General features: G+C 69.2%; 13 protein-coding genes. 1 reads left to right on the top strand and 12 read right to left on the bottom strand.

The window, feature by feature from the left end; all coding sequences use genetic code 11:
- Positions 1-2 precede the first annotated feature (2 nt).
- The 9 genes from ACZ50Z_RS03940 to ACZ50Z_RS03900 all read right to left on the bottom strand — a co-directional run bounded on the left by ACZ50Z_RS03940 (position 3) and on the right by ACZ50Z_RS03900 (position 9,473).
- On the bottom strand, positions 3-1,679 hold the full coding sequence (locus tag ACZ50Z_RS03940) for a ribonuclease J (protein WP_464482359.1): 1,677 nt from the start codon (positions 1,677-1,679) through the stop codon (positions 3-5).
- 19 nt (positions 1,680-1,698) lie between these two features.
- Entirely contained in the window at positions 1,699-2,601 is a 903-nt protein-coding gene (dapA, locus tag ACZ50Z_RS03935) for a 4-hydroxy-tetrahydrodipicolinate synthase (RefSeq protein ID WP_464482358.1), read from the bottom strand.
- 218 nt (positions 2,602-2,819) lie between these two features.
- The gene (gene thyX, locus ACZ50Z_RS03930) at positions 2,820-3,572 is read right to left on the bottom strand and encodes an FAD-dependent thymidylate synthase (protein WP_464482357.1); all 753 of its coding nucleotides are present in this window, start codon (positions 3,570-3,572) and stop codon (positions 2,820-2,822) included.
- A gap of 10 nt (positions 3,573-3,582) precedes the next feature.
- The gene (locus ACZ50Z_RS03925) at positions 3,583-4,704 is read right to left on the bottom strand and encodes a restriction endonuclease subunit S (RefSeq protein ID WP_464482356.1); all 1,122 of its coding nucleotides are present in this window, start codon (positions 4,702-4,704) and stop codon (positions 3,583-3,585) included.
- The gene (locus ACZ50Z_RS03920) at positions 4,701-6,074 is read right to left on the bottom strand and encodes an N-6 DNA methylase (protein ID WP_464482355.1); all 1,374 of its coding nucleotides are present in this window, start codon (positions 6,072-6,074) and stop codon (positions 4,701-4,703) included. The genes ACZ50Z_RS03925 and ACZ50Z_RS03920 overlap by 4 nt, the downstream gene beginning before the upstream one ends.
- Positions 6,074-7,282, bottom strand: coding sequence for a winged helix-turn-helix domain-containing protein (locus ACZ50Z_RS03915; RefSeq protein WP_464482354.1), 1,209 nt, complete (start codon positions 7,280-7,282; stop codon positions 6,074-6,076). The genes ACZ50Z_RS03920 and ACZ50Z_RS03915 overlap by 1 nt, the downstream gene beginning before the upstream one ends.
- Positions 7,283-7,334: 52 nt before the next feature.
- Positions 7,335-8,069 (bottom strand): cell division protein DivIVA, encoded by a 735-nt coding sequence (locus tag ACZ50Z_RS03910; RefSeq protein WP_464482353.1) that lies wholly within the window; start codon positions 8,067-8,069, stop codon positions 7,335-7,337.
- Positions 8,070-8,172: 103 nt separating this feature from the next.
- Positions 8,173-8,676, bottom strand: a complete 504-nt coding sequence (locus tag ACZ50Z_RS03905) for a dihydrofolate reductase (protein ID WP_464482352.1) — start codon at positions 8,674-8,676, stop codon at positions 8,173-8,175.
- On the bottom strand, positions 8,673-9,473 hold the full coding sequence (locus ACZ50Z_RS03900; protein WP_464482351.1) for a thymidylate synthase: 801 nt from the start codon (positions 9,471-9,473) through the stop codon (positions 8,673-8,675). Before ACZ50Z_RS03900 ends, ACZ50Z_RS03905 begins: the two co-directional genes overlap by 4 nt.
- Positions 9,474-9,683: 210 nt before the next feature.
- On the opposite strand from ACZ50Z_RS03900, the gene ACZ50Z_RS03895 reads away from it, so the two are divergent.
- A complete protein-coding gene (locus ACZ50Z_RS03895; protein WP_464482350.1) occupies positions 9,684-10,433 on the top strand; it encodes a dienelactone hydrolase family protein in 750 nt (249 codons plus the stop codon).
- A 16-nt stretch (positions 10,434-10,449) separates the two neighbouring features.
- On the opposite strand, the gene ACZ50Z_RS03890 is transcribed toward ACZ50Z_RS03895, so the two are convergent.
- The 3 genes from ACZ50Z_RS03890 to ACZ50Z_RS03880 are packed head-to-tail and all read right to left on the bottom strand — an operon-like array spanning position 10,450 to position 13,525.
- Positions 10,450-11,547 (bottom strand): acyl-CoA dehydrogenase family protein, encoded by a 1,098-nt coding sequence (locus ACZ50Z_RS03890; RefSeq protein WP_464486077.1) that lies wholly within the window; start codon positions 11,545-11,547, stop codon positions 10,450-10,452.
- Between the two features lie 8 nt (positions 11,548-11,555).
- Positions 11,556-12,746: an acyl-CoA dehydrogenase family protein gene (locus tag ACZ50Z_RS03885; protein WP_464482349.1), complete on the bottom strand. Its 1,191-nt coding sequence runs from the start codon at positions 12,744-12,746 to the stop codon at positions 11,556-11,558.
- Positions 12,743-13,525 (bottom strand): SDR family oxidoreductase, encoded by a 783-nt coding sequence (locus ACZ50Z_RS03880; protein WP_464482348.1) that lies wholly within the window; start codon positions 13,523-13,525, stop codon positions 12,743-12,745. Before ACZ50Z_RS03880 ends, ACZ50Z_RS03885 begins: the two co-directional genes overlap by 4 nt.
- Between the last annotated feature and the right edge of the window lie 53 nt (positions 13,526-13,578).

Below are 13,578 nucleotides of genomic sequence, written 5' to 3'. Positions count from 1 at the left end.
CGCTAGACCTCGATGACGGTCGGCACGATCATCGGCTGGCGGCGGTAGGTTTCGCCCACCCACTTGCCGACGGTGCGCCGCACCCCCTGGGCGATGCGGCCCGGGTCGGTGATGTTCTCGGCCGCCAGCGCTTCCAGCTCCGCCTCGACCCTGCGCACGGCGGGTTCGAGCGCCTTGGGATCTTCGGAGAAGCCGCGCGAATGCAGGTGCGGCGGGGCCACCGGACGCCCGGTGCCGCGCGCAACCAAGACCGTCACCGCGACGAAACCCGATGACAGGATGAGCCTTTCACCCAGCGTGATGTCGCCGACGTCGCCGTTGATCAGGCCGTCGACGAACATCTTGCCGACCGGCACCGCGCCGGCTATCGCGGCTTTGCCCGCGACCAGGTCGACGCTGACCCCGTTCTCGGCCAGCAGGATGGACTCCTCCGGCACGCCGGTGCGGGCCGCCAGCTTGGAGTTGGCGCGGAGCATCCGCCACGTCCCGTGCACCGGCATCACGTGGCGAGGCCGAATCCCGTTGTAGAGGAACAACAGCTCACCGGCGTAGGCGTGCCCCGAAACGTGAACGCGCGCTTGGGCGTTGGTGACCACACGGGCGCCGATCTTGGCGAGTTCGTCGATGACGCCGTAGACGGCTTCCTCGTTCCCGGGGATCAGCGACGAGGCCAGCACCACGAGGTCACCGGCGGTCAGCGTGATGCTGCGGTGCTCGCCGCGCGACATCCGCGACAACGCCGACATCGGCTCGCCCTGGGTGCCGGTGGTGATCAGCACCACCCGCTCGGGCGGCATCATCTCGGCGGCGCCGATGTCGATCACGTCGGAATCCGCCACCCGCAGGAAGCCGAGCTCGCGGGCGATGCCCATGTTGCGCACCATGGAGCGGCCGACGAACGACACCCGCCGGCCCAAAGCCACTGCGGCATCAATGATTTGCTGGACGCGGTCGACGTTGGAGGCGAAGCACGCCACGATGACGCGGCCTTCGGCGCCGCGGATCAGGCGGTGCAGCGTCGGGCCCACTTCGCTTTCCGACGGCCCGACGCCGGGGTGCTCGGCATTCGTTGAATCGCACAGGAACAGGTCCACTCCCGCGTCACCGAGGCGCGACATCCCGGGCAGGTCGGTCGGCCGGCCGTCCAGCGGAAGCTGGTCGAGCTTGATGTCGCCGGTGTGCAAAATCGTTCCCGCGCCGGTGTGCACGGCGATCGCCAGCGCGTCGGGGATGGAGTGGTTGACGGCGAAGTATTGGCATTCGAACACGCCGTGGGTGCTCTTCTGGCCCTCGGCCACCTCGACGAACACCGGCTTGAGGCGGTGCTCGCGGCACTTCGCGGCGACCAGCGCGAGCGTGAATCTCGAACCGACGACCGGGATGTCGGGGCGCAGCTTGAGCAGGAACGGGATGCCGCCGATGTGGTCCTCGTGGGCGTGGGTGAGCACCAGCGCCTCGATGTCGTCGAGCCGATCTTCGATATGCCGCAGATCCGGCAGGATCAGGTCGACCCCGGGCTCGTCGTGGGTGGGAAACATCACCCCGCAGTCGATGATCAACAGCCGGCCCAGGTGTTCGAAAACCGTCATGTTGCGGCCGATTTCGCTGATGCCGCCAAGCGCGGTGACCCGCAACCCTCCAGTGGCCAACGGTCCTGGCGGGGCGAGGTCTACATCCACTTCTCGGACGCTCCTTGGGTCACCTGAGCACCGACGCCGCGCGCATATCGGCGGCCAAGGCCTCGATTTGCTCTGGCGTGGCGGGCATTTGCGGCAGCCGGGGATCGCCGACGTCGATGCCCTGCAGTCGCAGACCCGCCTTGGACAGCGTTACACCGCCCAGGCGTGCCATCGCGTCGCACAGCGGGGCGACGGTGGAGTTGATCTTGCGGGCCGTGGCGATATCCCCGGAGTTGAAGGCGGACAACATTTCCCGAAGCTGATTGGCCGCCACGTGGGAAATCACACTGATGAATCCGGTGGCGCCCATGGCCAGCCACGGCAGGTTCAGCGCATCGTCGCCGGAGTAGTACGCCAGGCCGGTCTCGGCGATGATCTGGCCGCCGCTGTGCAGGTCGGCCTTGGCGTCTTTGATGCCGACGATGTTCGGGTGCGCCGAGAGTGCGCGGATGGTCTCGGACTGGATCGGGATCACCGAACGGGGCGGGATGTCGTAGAGCAGCACCGGCAGCTCGGTCGCGTCGGCGACGGTGGTGAAATGCGCGATCAGCCCGCTCTGGGGAGGCTTCGAGTAGTACGGCGTGACGACGAGGAGCCCGTGGGCGCCTTCGGCGGCGCAGGCCTTGGCCAGCCGGACGCTGTGCGCGGTGTCGTAGGTGCCCGCCCCGGCGATGACGCGGGCGCGATCGCCCACCGCCTCGAGCACGACGCGCAGCAGCTCCCGCTTCTCGTCGTCGGTGGTGGTCGGCGACTCGCCGGTGGTGCCGGAGACCACCAGTCCGTCGCAGCCCGCGTCGATCAGGTGGTTGGCCAGGTGGGCGGCGGTAGCGGTGTCGACGGAGCCGTCGGGGTGAAACGGTGTGACCATCGCGGTCAACACGGTTCCCAACCGCGCTGGGGCGTCGAATCCGGCCGTGCTCACGGTGTTCAGGTTACCTGGCGCCAGCAAGGTATTTCGCACCCGCACGAGCGCGCGTTGCCGCGAGCGAGGTCAGCTCAGCAGTCGCAGGAGTCACACCCCGGCGCAGGACTGACAAGTGCCCGCCTAGCAGCGACAACGGCGCCGTCGACCGGGCGTCACCGGTGGTTGTCGCTGCGAGGCGGGCACAACGCGGGAGGGGCGGGGGGACGGCGCCGCGGTCAGGCCTCGGTGGCCAACGGGCTGGTCGCGACCTCGGTCCCGTCGGCCAGGGCCGAGATCTCGAAGTCGGCGAACACCGCGGGCGCCGCGCCCGCCAGTTGGCGCAGGCACTCGATGGCCAGCCGCCGAATTTCCACGTCGGCGTGCTCGCTGGCGCGCATGGCGATGAAGTGGCGCCAGGCGCGGTAGTTGCCGGTGACGACGATGCGGGTCTCGGTGGCGTTGGGCAGCACGGCGCGGGCGGCCTGGCGCGCCTGCTTGCGCCGCAGGATGGCGTTCGGCTGGTCGGCGAATTTCGCCTCCAGCCTGGCCAGCAACTCGGTATAGGTGGTGCGGCTGGCGTCGGCGGCCGCGGCCAGGATCTGCTGCAGTTCGGGATCGTCTTCCATGCCGGGGGGCACGACGACGTGCGAGTCCGTCTCGGGGACGTAGCGCTGCGACAGCTGCGAGTAGGAGAAGTGCCGGTGCCGGATCAGCTCGTGCGTGCACGAGCGCGAGAGGCCGGTGATGTAGAACGACACGCTCGCGTGCTCGAGCACCGAAAAGTGTCCGACGTCGATGATGTGCTTGATGTAGCCCGCGTTGGTCGCGGTCTTGGGATTGGGTTTCGACCAGCTTTGATAGCAGGCCCGGCCGGCGAACTCGACCAGCGCGTCGCCACCGTCGGCGTCGGTGCTCCACGGCACGTCCGGGGGCGCCAAGAACTCGGTCTTGGCGATGAGTTGCACGCGCAGCGGCGCGATCTCGGCCACGGCGCTCACCTTAGCCCGGCGACGATGCGCGCCGCGTAGCGGCGCGAGGAGGAGCCGGGCCATCAATCTCCGGCGTACCGGGCGGGATGCGAACCTCGCCGCCGACGAGCAACGGCAGCAGCGCGTCCCGCAGGCCGGACAACCGGGTGCTTTCGGCGCGGCGGGCATGGCACAGCGCGCCGAGGCCGGTGATCGCCTGCCGCGCCGCCGGGCTCAGCCGGCGGACGTCGGGGACCCACACGTCGAGGAGGTCACGCAGTTGAATCCGTTGATGGCTTCCCGATGTCCCCGCGGCCCGCCGCTGCACCCGCAGCGCGACGTCCGGTTGCCGCAGCGCCGACCACAGCGCCGAGGAGTCGATGCCGAGCGGCCTGAGCACGACGAACTCCGTGCTGGCCAGCGCCATTTCCCGCGGTAGGCTCACCACGTTCCAGATCCGCGGAATCCGCGGGTTCAGCCTGGCGAACAGGACGCACGGCTCCGACAGAAGCACCTTGCCGCTTTTCACCGACTGTCCGTCGATCACGCGGGGCTTGGCCCCGTCGTCGAACGCCGGAAGGCTGAAGTGGGCCACGCGTGCGGCGAACTGCTGCACGTTGCGGAACGCGGTCGACGGGACCGCCAGGCTCGTCAGCCGCACGCGGTCCACCACCGATTCGGCGTGGGCGACCATCAGGCGTTCGGCGGCCGCGATCACGCGGTCGTTGGCGGCGATCTTGTCATCGAGCGCTCCGAGCAGTTCCGCGATCCGGTGGCGCTCGGCGGCCGCGACGGTCGACACCGAAACGCCGTGCAGGATCCGCTGATTGAGCAGGGGTTGCCCCGATCCGGATCGGTGATTTCCCAGCCTGCAGGTGTGCAGGGCGTAATACCAATAGCGGGTCTCGCCCGGGTCTTTGGCCCGGCACACCAGTGCGTTCTCGGTCACCCAGACCCTGGAGTCGCAGTACCGCAAACTGCCGCAATAGGTTCCGACGCGGCCCACCACGATCAGCGGCCCGTCGGCGTTGTAATCCGCGGCAGAACCGATCGCACCGTTGGCGCCGTAGATGGGAAAGCGCCCGTTACGGGCGCGCACCGGCACGCCGCCCCCGCTGCTGAAATCGAGATGCTCACCCAGGGTGGACCTCACCGCAGCCGGCCGACCTGCTGGCGCACCAGCCGTTCTGAGCGCGCGGAATCGTCGAGCGCCGCGAACAGCTCGTCGGTCAATCGTGCGATCTTGTCGCCGACCGGCTCCCCGTCGTCCGGGGCTGTCGGCGCGTCCACGTAGCGTCCCGGCGTCAGCGCGTGGCCCGCAGCCCTGATCTCCTCCAGCGACACGGACCGGCAAAATCCCGGAACATCATGATACGTAAGGCCTTTGGCGTCGGCAGACTGCGCGCCGCACCACGCGTGGTAGGTGTCGCCGATCCGGACGATGTCCTCGTGGGTCAGCGCGCGCTCCGCGCGATCCACCAGGTAGCCGAGATCTCGCGCGTCGATGAACAGGACCTCGCGCGACCGGTGCGCTTTGTCCATGGCGAAGAACCACAGGCACACCGGTATCCCGGTGCTGCGGAATAGCTGTGCGGGCAGGGCGACCATGCACGACACCAGATCCGCCTCGATGATCCGCGCCCGGATGTCGCCCTCGCCCAGGGCCTTCGAGGACATGGAGCCGTTGGCCATCACCACGCCGGCGCTGCCGCCCGGCGCCAGTTTGGACAGGATGTGCTGAATCCAGGCGTAGTTCGCGTTGGTCGCAGGCGGAACGCCGTAACGCCAGCGTGGATCGTCGACGTAGCGCGCCCAATCTTTGATGTTGAAGGGCGGATTGGCCATCACATAGTCCATCTGTACGCCGGCGTGCAGGTCGGTGACGAGCGTGTCGGCGCACCCCGCGCCCAGACCGGAGTTGTCGATGCCGTGCACGTCGAGGTTCATTCTCGCCATGCGCCAAGTCTGTTCGACGCTTTCCTGGCCGTAGACGGCGAGGGTCGCGGGATCGCCGTCGTGCTCGGCGATGAAGTGCTCGGTCTGCACAAACATCCCACCCGAGCCGCAGCACGGGTCATACACCCGCCCGCCGGCCGGTTCGAGCACCTCGACCAGCAACCGGACGACACTGGGCGGGGTGAAGAACTCGCCGCCCCGCTTTCCCTCCGCGCGAGCGAACTTTCCGAGGAAGTACTCGTACACCTCGCCCATCAGGTCCCGATGACCGTCCCGCCCGCCGGACCGCGCGGTGTCCAGCAGCTCCATCAGCTCACCGAGGCGGCGCTGGTCGAGGTCTTCGTACAGCCGCGGCAACCCCGCGGCCTGCATCGCGTCGTCGACGAGCCGGCCGAGATCGTCGGCATTGGTGTTGTCCACCAATGCTTTCCATCTCGACTCGGCAATGTGTTTGAGGGAGACCAGCCCGAGGATGACGTCCTTGTACTGGCCGGCCGACAGGGCGCCGCGCAACTTGTTGGCCGCCTTCCACAGCGTGTCCTTGAGCTCCTTGTCCGTCGCGCGCATCAGCTGACCGCCCGCAGGTCGACCGCCAGGTCTCCCCGGCCGGAGACGCTGAACCCGCCCAGGCCCAGCCAGGACGCCATGGAATCCAGTTCGCCGGCCAGGGCCGCGGCGACGCGGGCTTTGGGGGTGTCGGGTTCGGCGAAGGCGCCGACGACGCGCAGCGCGTCGGCGGCGCGGTCGGCCTTGAGGTCGACCCGCGCAACCAACCGCCCGTCCATCAGCAGCGGCCACACGTAATAGCCGTACTGACGCTTGGCGGCGGGTGTGTAAATCTCTATGCGGTAATGGAATTCGAAGAGTCGCTCGACCCGGGGCCGGAAGAAGATCAGCGGGTCGAACGGGCACAGTAGCGCGGTGCCGCGGTCGACGCGGGGAACCGTCTGGCCCGCACGCAGGTAGGCGGGCGCGGACCAGCCGTCGATGTCGACCCGCTCGATGTCACCGGCGGCCAGCAACTGGGCGATCGCCGGCTTGGCCTGGGCGGCCGCGAGCCGAAAGTAGTCGCGGATGTCGGCCTCGGTGCCCACGCCCAGCGCGGTGGCCGCCCGCAGCGTCAGCTCGCGGATCGCCTCGTCGTCGTCGACCTCCCGGGCCAGCACGCGGGCCGGCAACACCCGCTCCACCAGGTCGTAGTGCCGGGCGAAGCCCACCCGGGTGGCCGTGGTGAGCACGCCCGAAGAAAACAGCGCCTCGGCCACCCATTTGGTGTCGCTGCGCGTCCACCAGGTGCCCTTTTTGCGTCGCGGCGCGGCCGCCAGATGCGCCTCGATCTGGCCGGCCGTGCTGGGGCCGAGTTCGGCGACCGCGGCCACCACCTCCTCGACCAGCCTTGGGTTGGCCTTGACGATGTGGGTTCCCCACCTGCCATGGCTGTACTGGCGCATCCTCCAGCGCAACAACGGCCAGTCCTCGACAGCCATCAGCGCGGCCTCGTGCGCCCAGTACTCGGCCAGCAACCGCGACGAGCGTGGGCCCCAGGCCGCGCGGTCGAGCACGTCACGATCGTAGGGACCGAGCCGGCTGAACACCGGCGCGTAGTGTGCCCGTACCGCCACGGACACCGAATCCAGTTGCAGCACTTGGATTCTGGATATCAACCGTTTCAGATGCGCCCGGGTGATCCCGCCGATCGGACGGGGCTCGCTAAAACCTTGGGCCGCAACGGCTATCCGCCGGGCTTGAGCGGCGGAGAGCCTGCGGGTCGACACGGCGCCGAGAATACCGCCCCTTCGGCGCCCGCCGGCGGAGGCTAGCGGAAGCTCAGCTCGCGCGGACCTTGCCGTCGAGTGCCGCCAAGGCGCCCTCCTCGGCCGGATTCTTCTGTTCTTCGTAGGCCGACTCGAGCGCGCCGGGAACGCCTTCGAGGTCGCGGTAGACACCCATCAGCTGCTCGAGGATTTCGATGCGCTGCGCGGTCGCGTCGTCGACCGCGCGCCGGGCCGTGTCACGGTAGTGATCGGCGCCCTGCTTCGCGTCACCGAGAAGCTGCTCGCACTCGCGCTCGGCTTTTTGGCGCGCCTCGTCGATCGCCGCTTGGGTTTCGGCGCGCATGCCGGCTAGTTCGGCGTCGAGCTTTCCCTTGGTCTCCTCGTACTCGGTTTCCAGCGCTTTTTGCTGCGCGGCCATGTCCGCGAGCACCTCGTCGCGCTTGCGCTCGGCGGCTTCGGCCTCGGCCTCGGCCGCCGCGATCAGCGCGTCCGCCTCGGCGCGCGCCTCGGCCTGCATCTCGGCGACCTCGTCGACCGCGCGCCGCAGCATTTTCGCCATCCGCTGCTGCATGGCGTGCGGCGACGGTGACGTGTCCGTCAGGACGGCGACTTCCTTGCGCAGCGCGGCGGTTTGCTCGCCGGATTCCTGCAGCCGGGCCCGCAGGCTCTCGACATCGTCGAGCAGCAACTGCTGCTTGGTGGTCAGCATCTCAATGTGGGCGTCGACCGCGGCCGCGTCGTAGCCCATGAACTTTCGCGAGAACGTCTTCACGGGTTCGGTTATCACTGCCAATTCCCCCTTCTTCACCAAACGCCTGGTAGACCTGTGCGACCGACCCCCCGGGTCCGAGTATGTCAGGTCAGGGCCGAGCGCGAGCAGGTGCGCAGGCTCAGCGACGGTAGCTGTGGAAGCGGTACCGCAGGCCGGAGCGGCTGGCCTGCCACTCCCCCGTCTCGCCCACCCAGGCGTCGTCCAGGGCGGGTGCCAGCGCGTCGTCGTCATCGCGGCGCAGGTCGATTTCGATCTCGGTGACCTCACACCGGGTGGCGTACGGCAACGCATGCAGGTACACCTGCCCGCCGCCGATCACCCACACCGCGGGCTCCCCCTCGGCCTGGGTGAAGGCCTGCTCCAGCGTGGCGACCACCTGCGCCCCGTCGGCGGCGAAGCCGTCCTCGCGGGACAGCACGATGTTGCGCCGGCCGGGTAGCGGCCGCACCTTGGCCGGCAGCGAGTCCCATGTCCGTCGGCCCATCACCACGGTGTGCCCCATCGTCACCTCTTTGAACCGTGCGAGGTCTTCCGGCACGTTCCACGGGATGCCGCCACCGCGCCCGATGACGCCGGAGGTCGACTGGGCCCACACCAGGCCCACCTCGGTGGGACGCGTCATACCGCGACGGGGGCTTTGATGGCCGGGTGCGGATCGTAGTTGCGCACGACGACGTCGTCGTAGGTGTAATCGAAAATCGAATCCCGTTCGCCCAGAACGAGTTCCGGGTAGGGCCGCGGCTCGCGGCTCAGTTGCAGCCGCACCTGTTCGACGTGGTTGTCATAGATGTGGCAGTCCCCGCCCGTCCACACGAATTCGCCGACCGACAGGCCGGACTGCGCGGCCATCATGTGCGTCAGCAGCGCGTAGCTGGCGATGTTGAACGGCACGCCCAAAAACAGGTCGGCGCTGCGCTGGTAGAGCTGGCAGCTCAGCCGCCCGTCGGCCACGTAGAACTGGAAGAAGGCGTGACACGGCGGCAGCGCCATCTGCGGGATTTCGCCGACGTTCCAGGCGGACACGATGATGCGCCGCGAGTCGGGGTCGCTGCGCAGCAACTCCAGGGCCGCGCTGATCTGGTCGACGTGCTCGCCCGACGGTGTCGGCCACGACCGCCACTGGACGCCGTAGATCGGACCGAGATCGCCTGTCTCACTTGCCCATTCATCCCAGATGGTGACCCCGTGCTCGCGCAGCCAGGCGACGTTGGAATCGCCGCGCAGGAACCACAGCAACTCATACACCACCGATTTGAGGTGCACTTTTTTGGTGGTGAGCAGCGGGAAGCCCGCCGACAGGTCATAGCGCAGCTGGTGGCCGAACAGGCTTCGGGTTCCGGTGCCGGTGCGGTCGGATTTGGCCGTTCCCGCATCGAGCACCAGGCGGAGCAGGTCCTCGTAGGGCGTCGGGATTGGCACGCGGTCAGCTTAGCGGCGATCGCAAGCGCGGCGAAGCCGGGCGCGGCGGGTCGACGCCGGTTTATCCAGCGGCGATCGCAAGCGCGGCGAAGCCGGGCGCGGCGGGTCGACGCCGGTTTATCCAGCGGCGATCGCAAGCGCGGCGCAGCCGGGCGCGGCGGGTCGACGCCGATGTTTGTGGGTGTCGGAGCGGGGAGTAGAACGGGTGCCATGCCGAATATCACCGACGTCGTCACCACCCCCGATGGCACCTGCACGGTGCATTTGTTCACGCCCGACGGGCCGGAATCTCAAGTCCCGTGGCCCGGTGTGGTCATGTACCCCGACGCCGGCGGCGTGCGGGACACGTTTGCGCAGATGGCGGCCAAGCTGGCCGGATTCGGCTATGCCGTGCTGCTCCCGGACGTCTACTACCGCACCGCGGAGTGGGCGCCCTTCGACATGGCGACCGTCTTCAGCGATCCAAAGGAACGGGGGCGCCTGTTTTCCATGATCGGCAGCGTCACCCCGGACCGGATGGCCGCCGACGCCACTGCGTTCTTCGACTACCTGGCCGCGCGCCCGGAGGTGGCCGGCGAGCGCTTCGGGGTGTGCGGCTACTGCATGGGCGGGCGGACGTCGCTCATGGTCGCCGGCCGGGTGCCCGATCGGGTGGCCGCGGCGGCGTCCTTCCACGGTGGCGGCCTGGTGACCGACACCGACGACAGCCCGCACCTGCTGGCCGACCGGATGAGCGCCACGGTGTACGTCGGCGGCGCCCAGAACGACGCGTCGTTCACCGCCGATCACGCCGAACAGCTCGATAAGGCGCTGACGGCGGCCGGGGTCGAGCACACCATCGAGTGGTATGCGGCGGGCCACGGATTCGCGGTCCCGGACAACGCGCCGTATGACCCGGCGGCCGCCGAGCGGCATTGGAACGCGATGACCGAGGTGTTCGCCGCGGCGTTTCCGCGCTGAGGGTTGCCCGGCGCTGTCAGGACGGCGGCAGGTTCACCAACTCGGCCAGCCGGGCGCGGTGCCGGTAGCCGGTGCCGAACGCCAGCTGGTCGCTCTTGGCCCGCTTGAGGTAGAGGTGGGCGGGATACTCCCAGGTCATCCCGATGCCCCCGTGCAGCTGAATGCATTCCTCGGCGGCGTGCACGGCGATGTCGCTGCAGTAGGCCTGGGCGATGGCGGCCGCCGCGGCGGCGTCGTCGTCGCCCCGGGCGCAGGTGTCGGCGGCATAGCGGGCCGCGGCCGCCGCCGCCCCGACGTCGAACCACAGGTCGGCCAGCCGGTGCTTGATCGCCTGGTAGGAGCCGATCGTACGGCCGAACTGTCGGCGTTGCCGGGCGTAGTCCAGGGTGGTGTCGAAACACCATTGGGCGACGCCGAGTTGCTCGGAGGCGAGCAGGGCGGCACCGGTGAGGACGGCATCGGCGACCGGCCGTTCGCCCGCCCCGATCTTCGCGGAAGGTGCGCCCGAAAACGTCACGGCGGCAAGGGGTCTCGTCATATCCAGCGCGAGCCGCGGCGATACCTGCACGCCCTGCCCGGCACGCTCGACGGTGTGGAGCTCGAGCCCGTCCGGCCCGGCGACGGGTACCACCAGCACGTCGGCCTCGCCGGCGCCGGCCACCGCGGTGACCGATCCGCTGAGCCCGTCGGGTCCGCCGCCCACGCCGGTGGCCGGGTCGCCGGGCGTGGTCGTCAGCGGCACCACCAACGCCGCCGTCAGCTCGCCCCGGGCCAGCGCCGAGACGGTCTGGGTGTCCCCGGCACGCAGCAGCGCGACCGTGGCGAGGACCGCGCTGGACAAGAACGGCACCGGTGCGACGGCCCGGCCGATCTCCTCCATGACCACGGCGGCCTCTCGGGTGCTGGCGCCGGCCCCGCCGAGCGACTCGGGAATCAGCAGGCCGGCCACGCCCAGTTCGGTGGCCAGCGTCCGCCACACGCCCGAGAAGTCCTGGGGCTGCGCGTCATACACGCCGGCCACCGCTTCGGGCGGGCAGCGCTCGGCGAACAGCTGACGGACACCGGCGCGCAGCGCCTCTTCGGTGTCCGAGTAGAGCAGGTCCCCGGTCGGCACGCGCGGGCTCATCGGGGCAGGTCCTTCCACGCGGCGTCCTTGTCGACGCGATGTTCGCCCGGCAGTCCGAGGATGCGTTCGGAGATGGTGTTGCGCAGGATTTCTGACGTGCCGCCCTCGATCGAGTTGCCGCGCGCCCGCAGGTAGCGGTATCCGGCGTCGCGGCCGACGAGGTCGACGGTCTCGGGCCGGCGCATGGTCCAATCGTCGTAATACAGGCCGGATTCGCCGTGCAGCTCGATCTCGAAGCCCGAAATCGCTTGCGCCAGCTTGGCGAACGCTACTTTCATTCCCGCACCCTCCGGCCCCGGCTGACCGGTGGCGGCCTGCTGTCGCAACCGTTCACCGGCGAGCCGAAACACCTCCGCCTCCACCCATAACCGCATCAGCTGATCGTGCATCGCGGGGTTGCGCAGCGCCGGCTCGTCGCGCCAGGCATCGGCGACCTTGCCGATGTGGCCGCCTTCCCGCGGCACCCCGGCGCGCGAACCGATGGCGACCCGTTCGTTGTTCAGGGTGGTGGTCGCGACCCGCCAGCCTCCACCCTCCGGGCCCAGCCGATTCGCGTCGGGCACCCGGACGTCGGTGAGGAAGACCTCGTTGAACTCGGCCTCCCCGGTGATCTGGCGCAGCGGCCGGATCTCGACTCCCGGTTGGGTCATGTCGCACAGAAAGTATGTCAGGCCGGCGTGTTTGGGCACGGCCGGATCGGTGCGGGCAACCAGAATGGCCATCTGCGCGTGTTGGGCTTGCGACGTCCACACCTTCTGCCCGTTCACAATCCACTGATCGCCGTCACGGACCGCACGGGTGGAGACCCCGGCGAGGTCGGATCCCGCCCCCGGCTCGCTGAACAGCTGGCAATAGATCTGCTCACCGGTGAACAAGGGGCGCAAGAACTTTCGCTTCTGTTCGTCGGTGCCGAACGCCGCGATGGTCGGCGCGGCCATGCCCATGCCGATGTAGTTCTTGGGGGTGCCGCCCGCCGGCGCCCCGGCGTCGGCCAGCCGGGCGTCGACGCGCTCCTGGGCGGTGCGCGGCAGGTCCAGCCCGCCGAAACCTTGCGGCAGGTGGACCCAGGCCAGGCCCGCATCGTATTGCGCGCCAAGGAATTCCCGCGGGTCGCCGGCCGCCGGATCGTGTTGGTCGAGCAGTGCCCGCACCCGCGCGTCCAGCTCGGCCGTATCGAAAGCGTTCACTGCCCGCCGCCGGGTGCGGACTGGAATCCCTGTGCGGCGCCCAGCAGTAGACCACCGTCGATGACCATGGTTTCGCCGGTGATCCAGCTCGCCGCGTCGGAAACGAGGAAGGCGACCGCCGCGGCCACGTCGATCGGTTCGCCGATGCGCCCGAGCGCGATCGAGGACGCCAGCGGATCCTCGTGGTCCTTCCACAGCGCCTCGGCCAGCCTGGTGCGCACGACGCCGGGGCAGATCGCGTTGACCCGCACGCGAGGCGAAAGTTCCAGCGCCAGTTGCTTGGTGACGTGGATCAGCGCGGCCTTGGTGGCGTTGTACATGCCCATCGCCGGCGACTGGTGCATGCCGCCGATGGAGGCGGTGTTGACGATCGCTCCGCCGTGCTCGCCCATCCACGACTTGACGACCAGTGAGGTCCACAGCAGCGGAGCCCACAGGTTGACGTCGAAGATCTTGGTGAAACGGGCGTGGTCCTGGTCGATCAGCGGACCGTAGGCGGGGTTGGTCCCGGCGTTGTTGACCAGGATGTCGACGCTGCCGAAGCGCTCGAGCGTCATGTCCACGCAGCGCCGGGCCGCCTCCTCGTCGACCGCGTGCGCGCCGACACCGACGGCCCGCTCACCGACCTGGGCGGCGGCCTCGTCGGCCGCCTCCTGCTTGCGGGCGGTCAGCACCACGTCGGCGCCCGCGGCCGCCAGCTGTTGAGCGATCGAAAGACCAATTCCGCGTGACGCGCCGGTGATGATTGCGGTACGGCCGGTCAGATCTTGTGAGGTCATGTCGTTTGGCCTTCCGTCGGTTGCCACCGAATTTTATTCGCGATGTTTTGGAC

It is taken from the genome of Mycobacterium sp. NTMscope_MAC_269 (genome assembly GCF_976985695.1).
This window is presented reverse-complemented; position numbering and strand designations above follow the sequence as displayed.

Coding starts and splice junctions, on each gene's coding strand:
- ACZ50Z_RS03920 (WP_464482355.1), bottom strand. CDS start 6,074: ATGCGCGCGACGGACAAGGAGCTCAAGGACACGCTGTGGAAGGCGGCC.
- ACZ50Z_RS03895 (WP_464482350.1), top strand. CDS start 9,684: ATGCCGAATATCACCGACGTCGTCACCACCCCCGATGGCACCTGCACG.
- ACZ50Z_RS03905 (WP_464482352.1), bottom strand. CDS start 8,676: ATGACGCGTCCCACCGAGGTGGGCCTGGTGTGGGCCCAGTCGACCTCC.
- ACZ50Z_RS03880 (WP_464482348.1), bottom strand. CDS start 13,525: ATGACCTCACAAGATCTGACCGGCCGTACCGCAATCATCACCGGCGCG.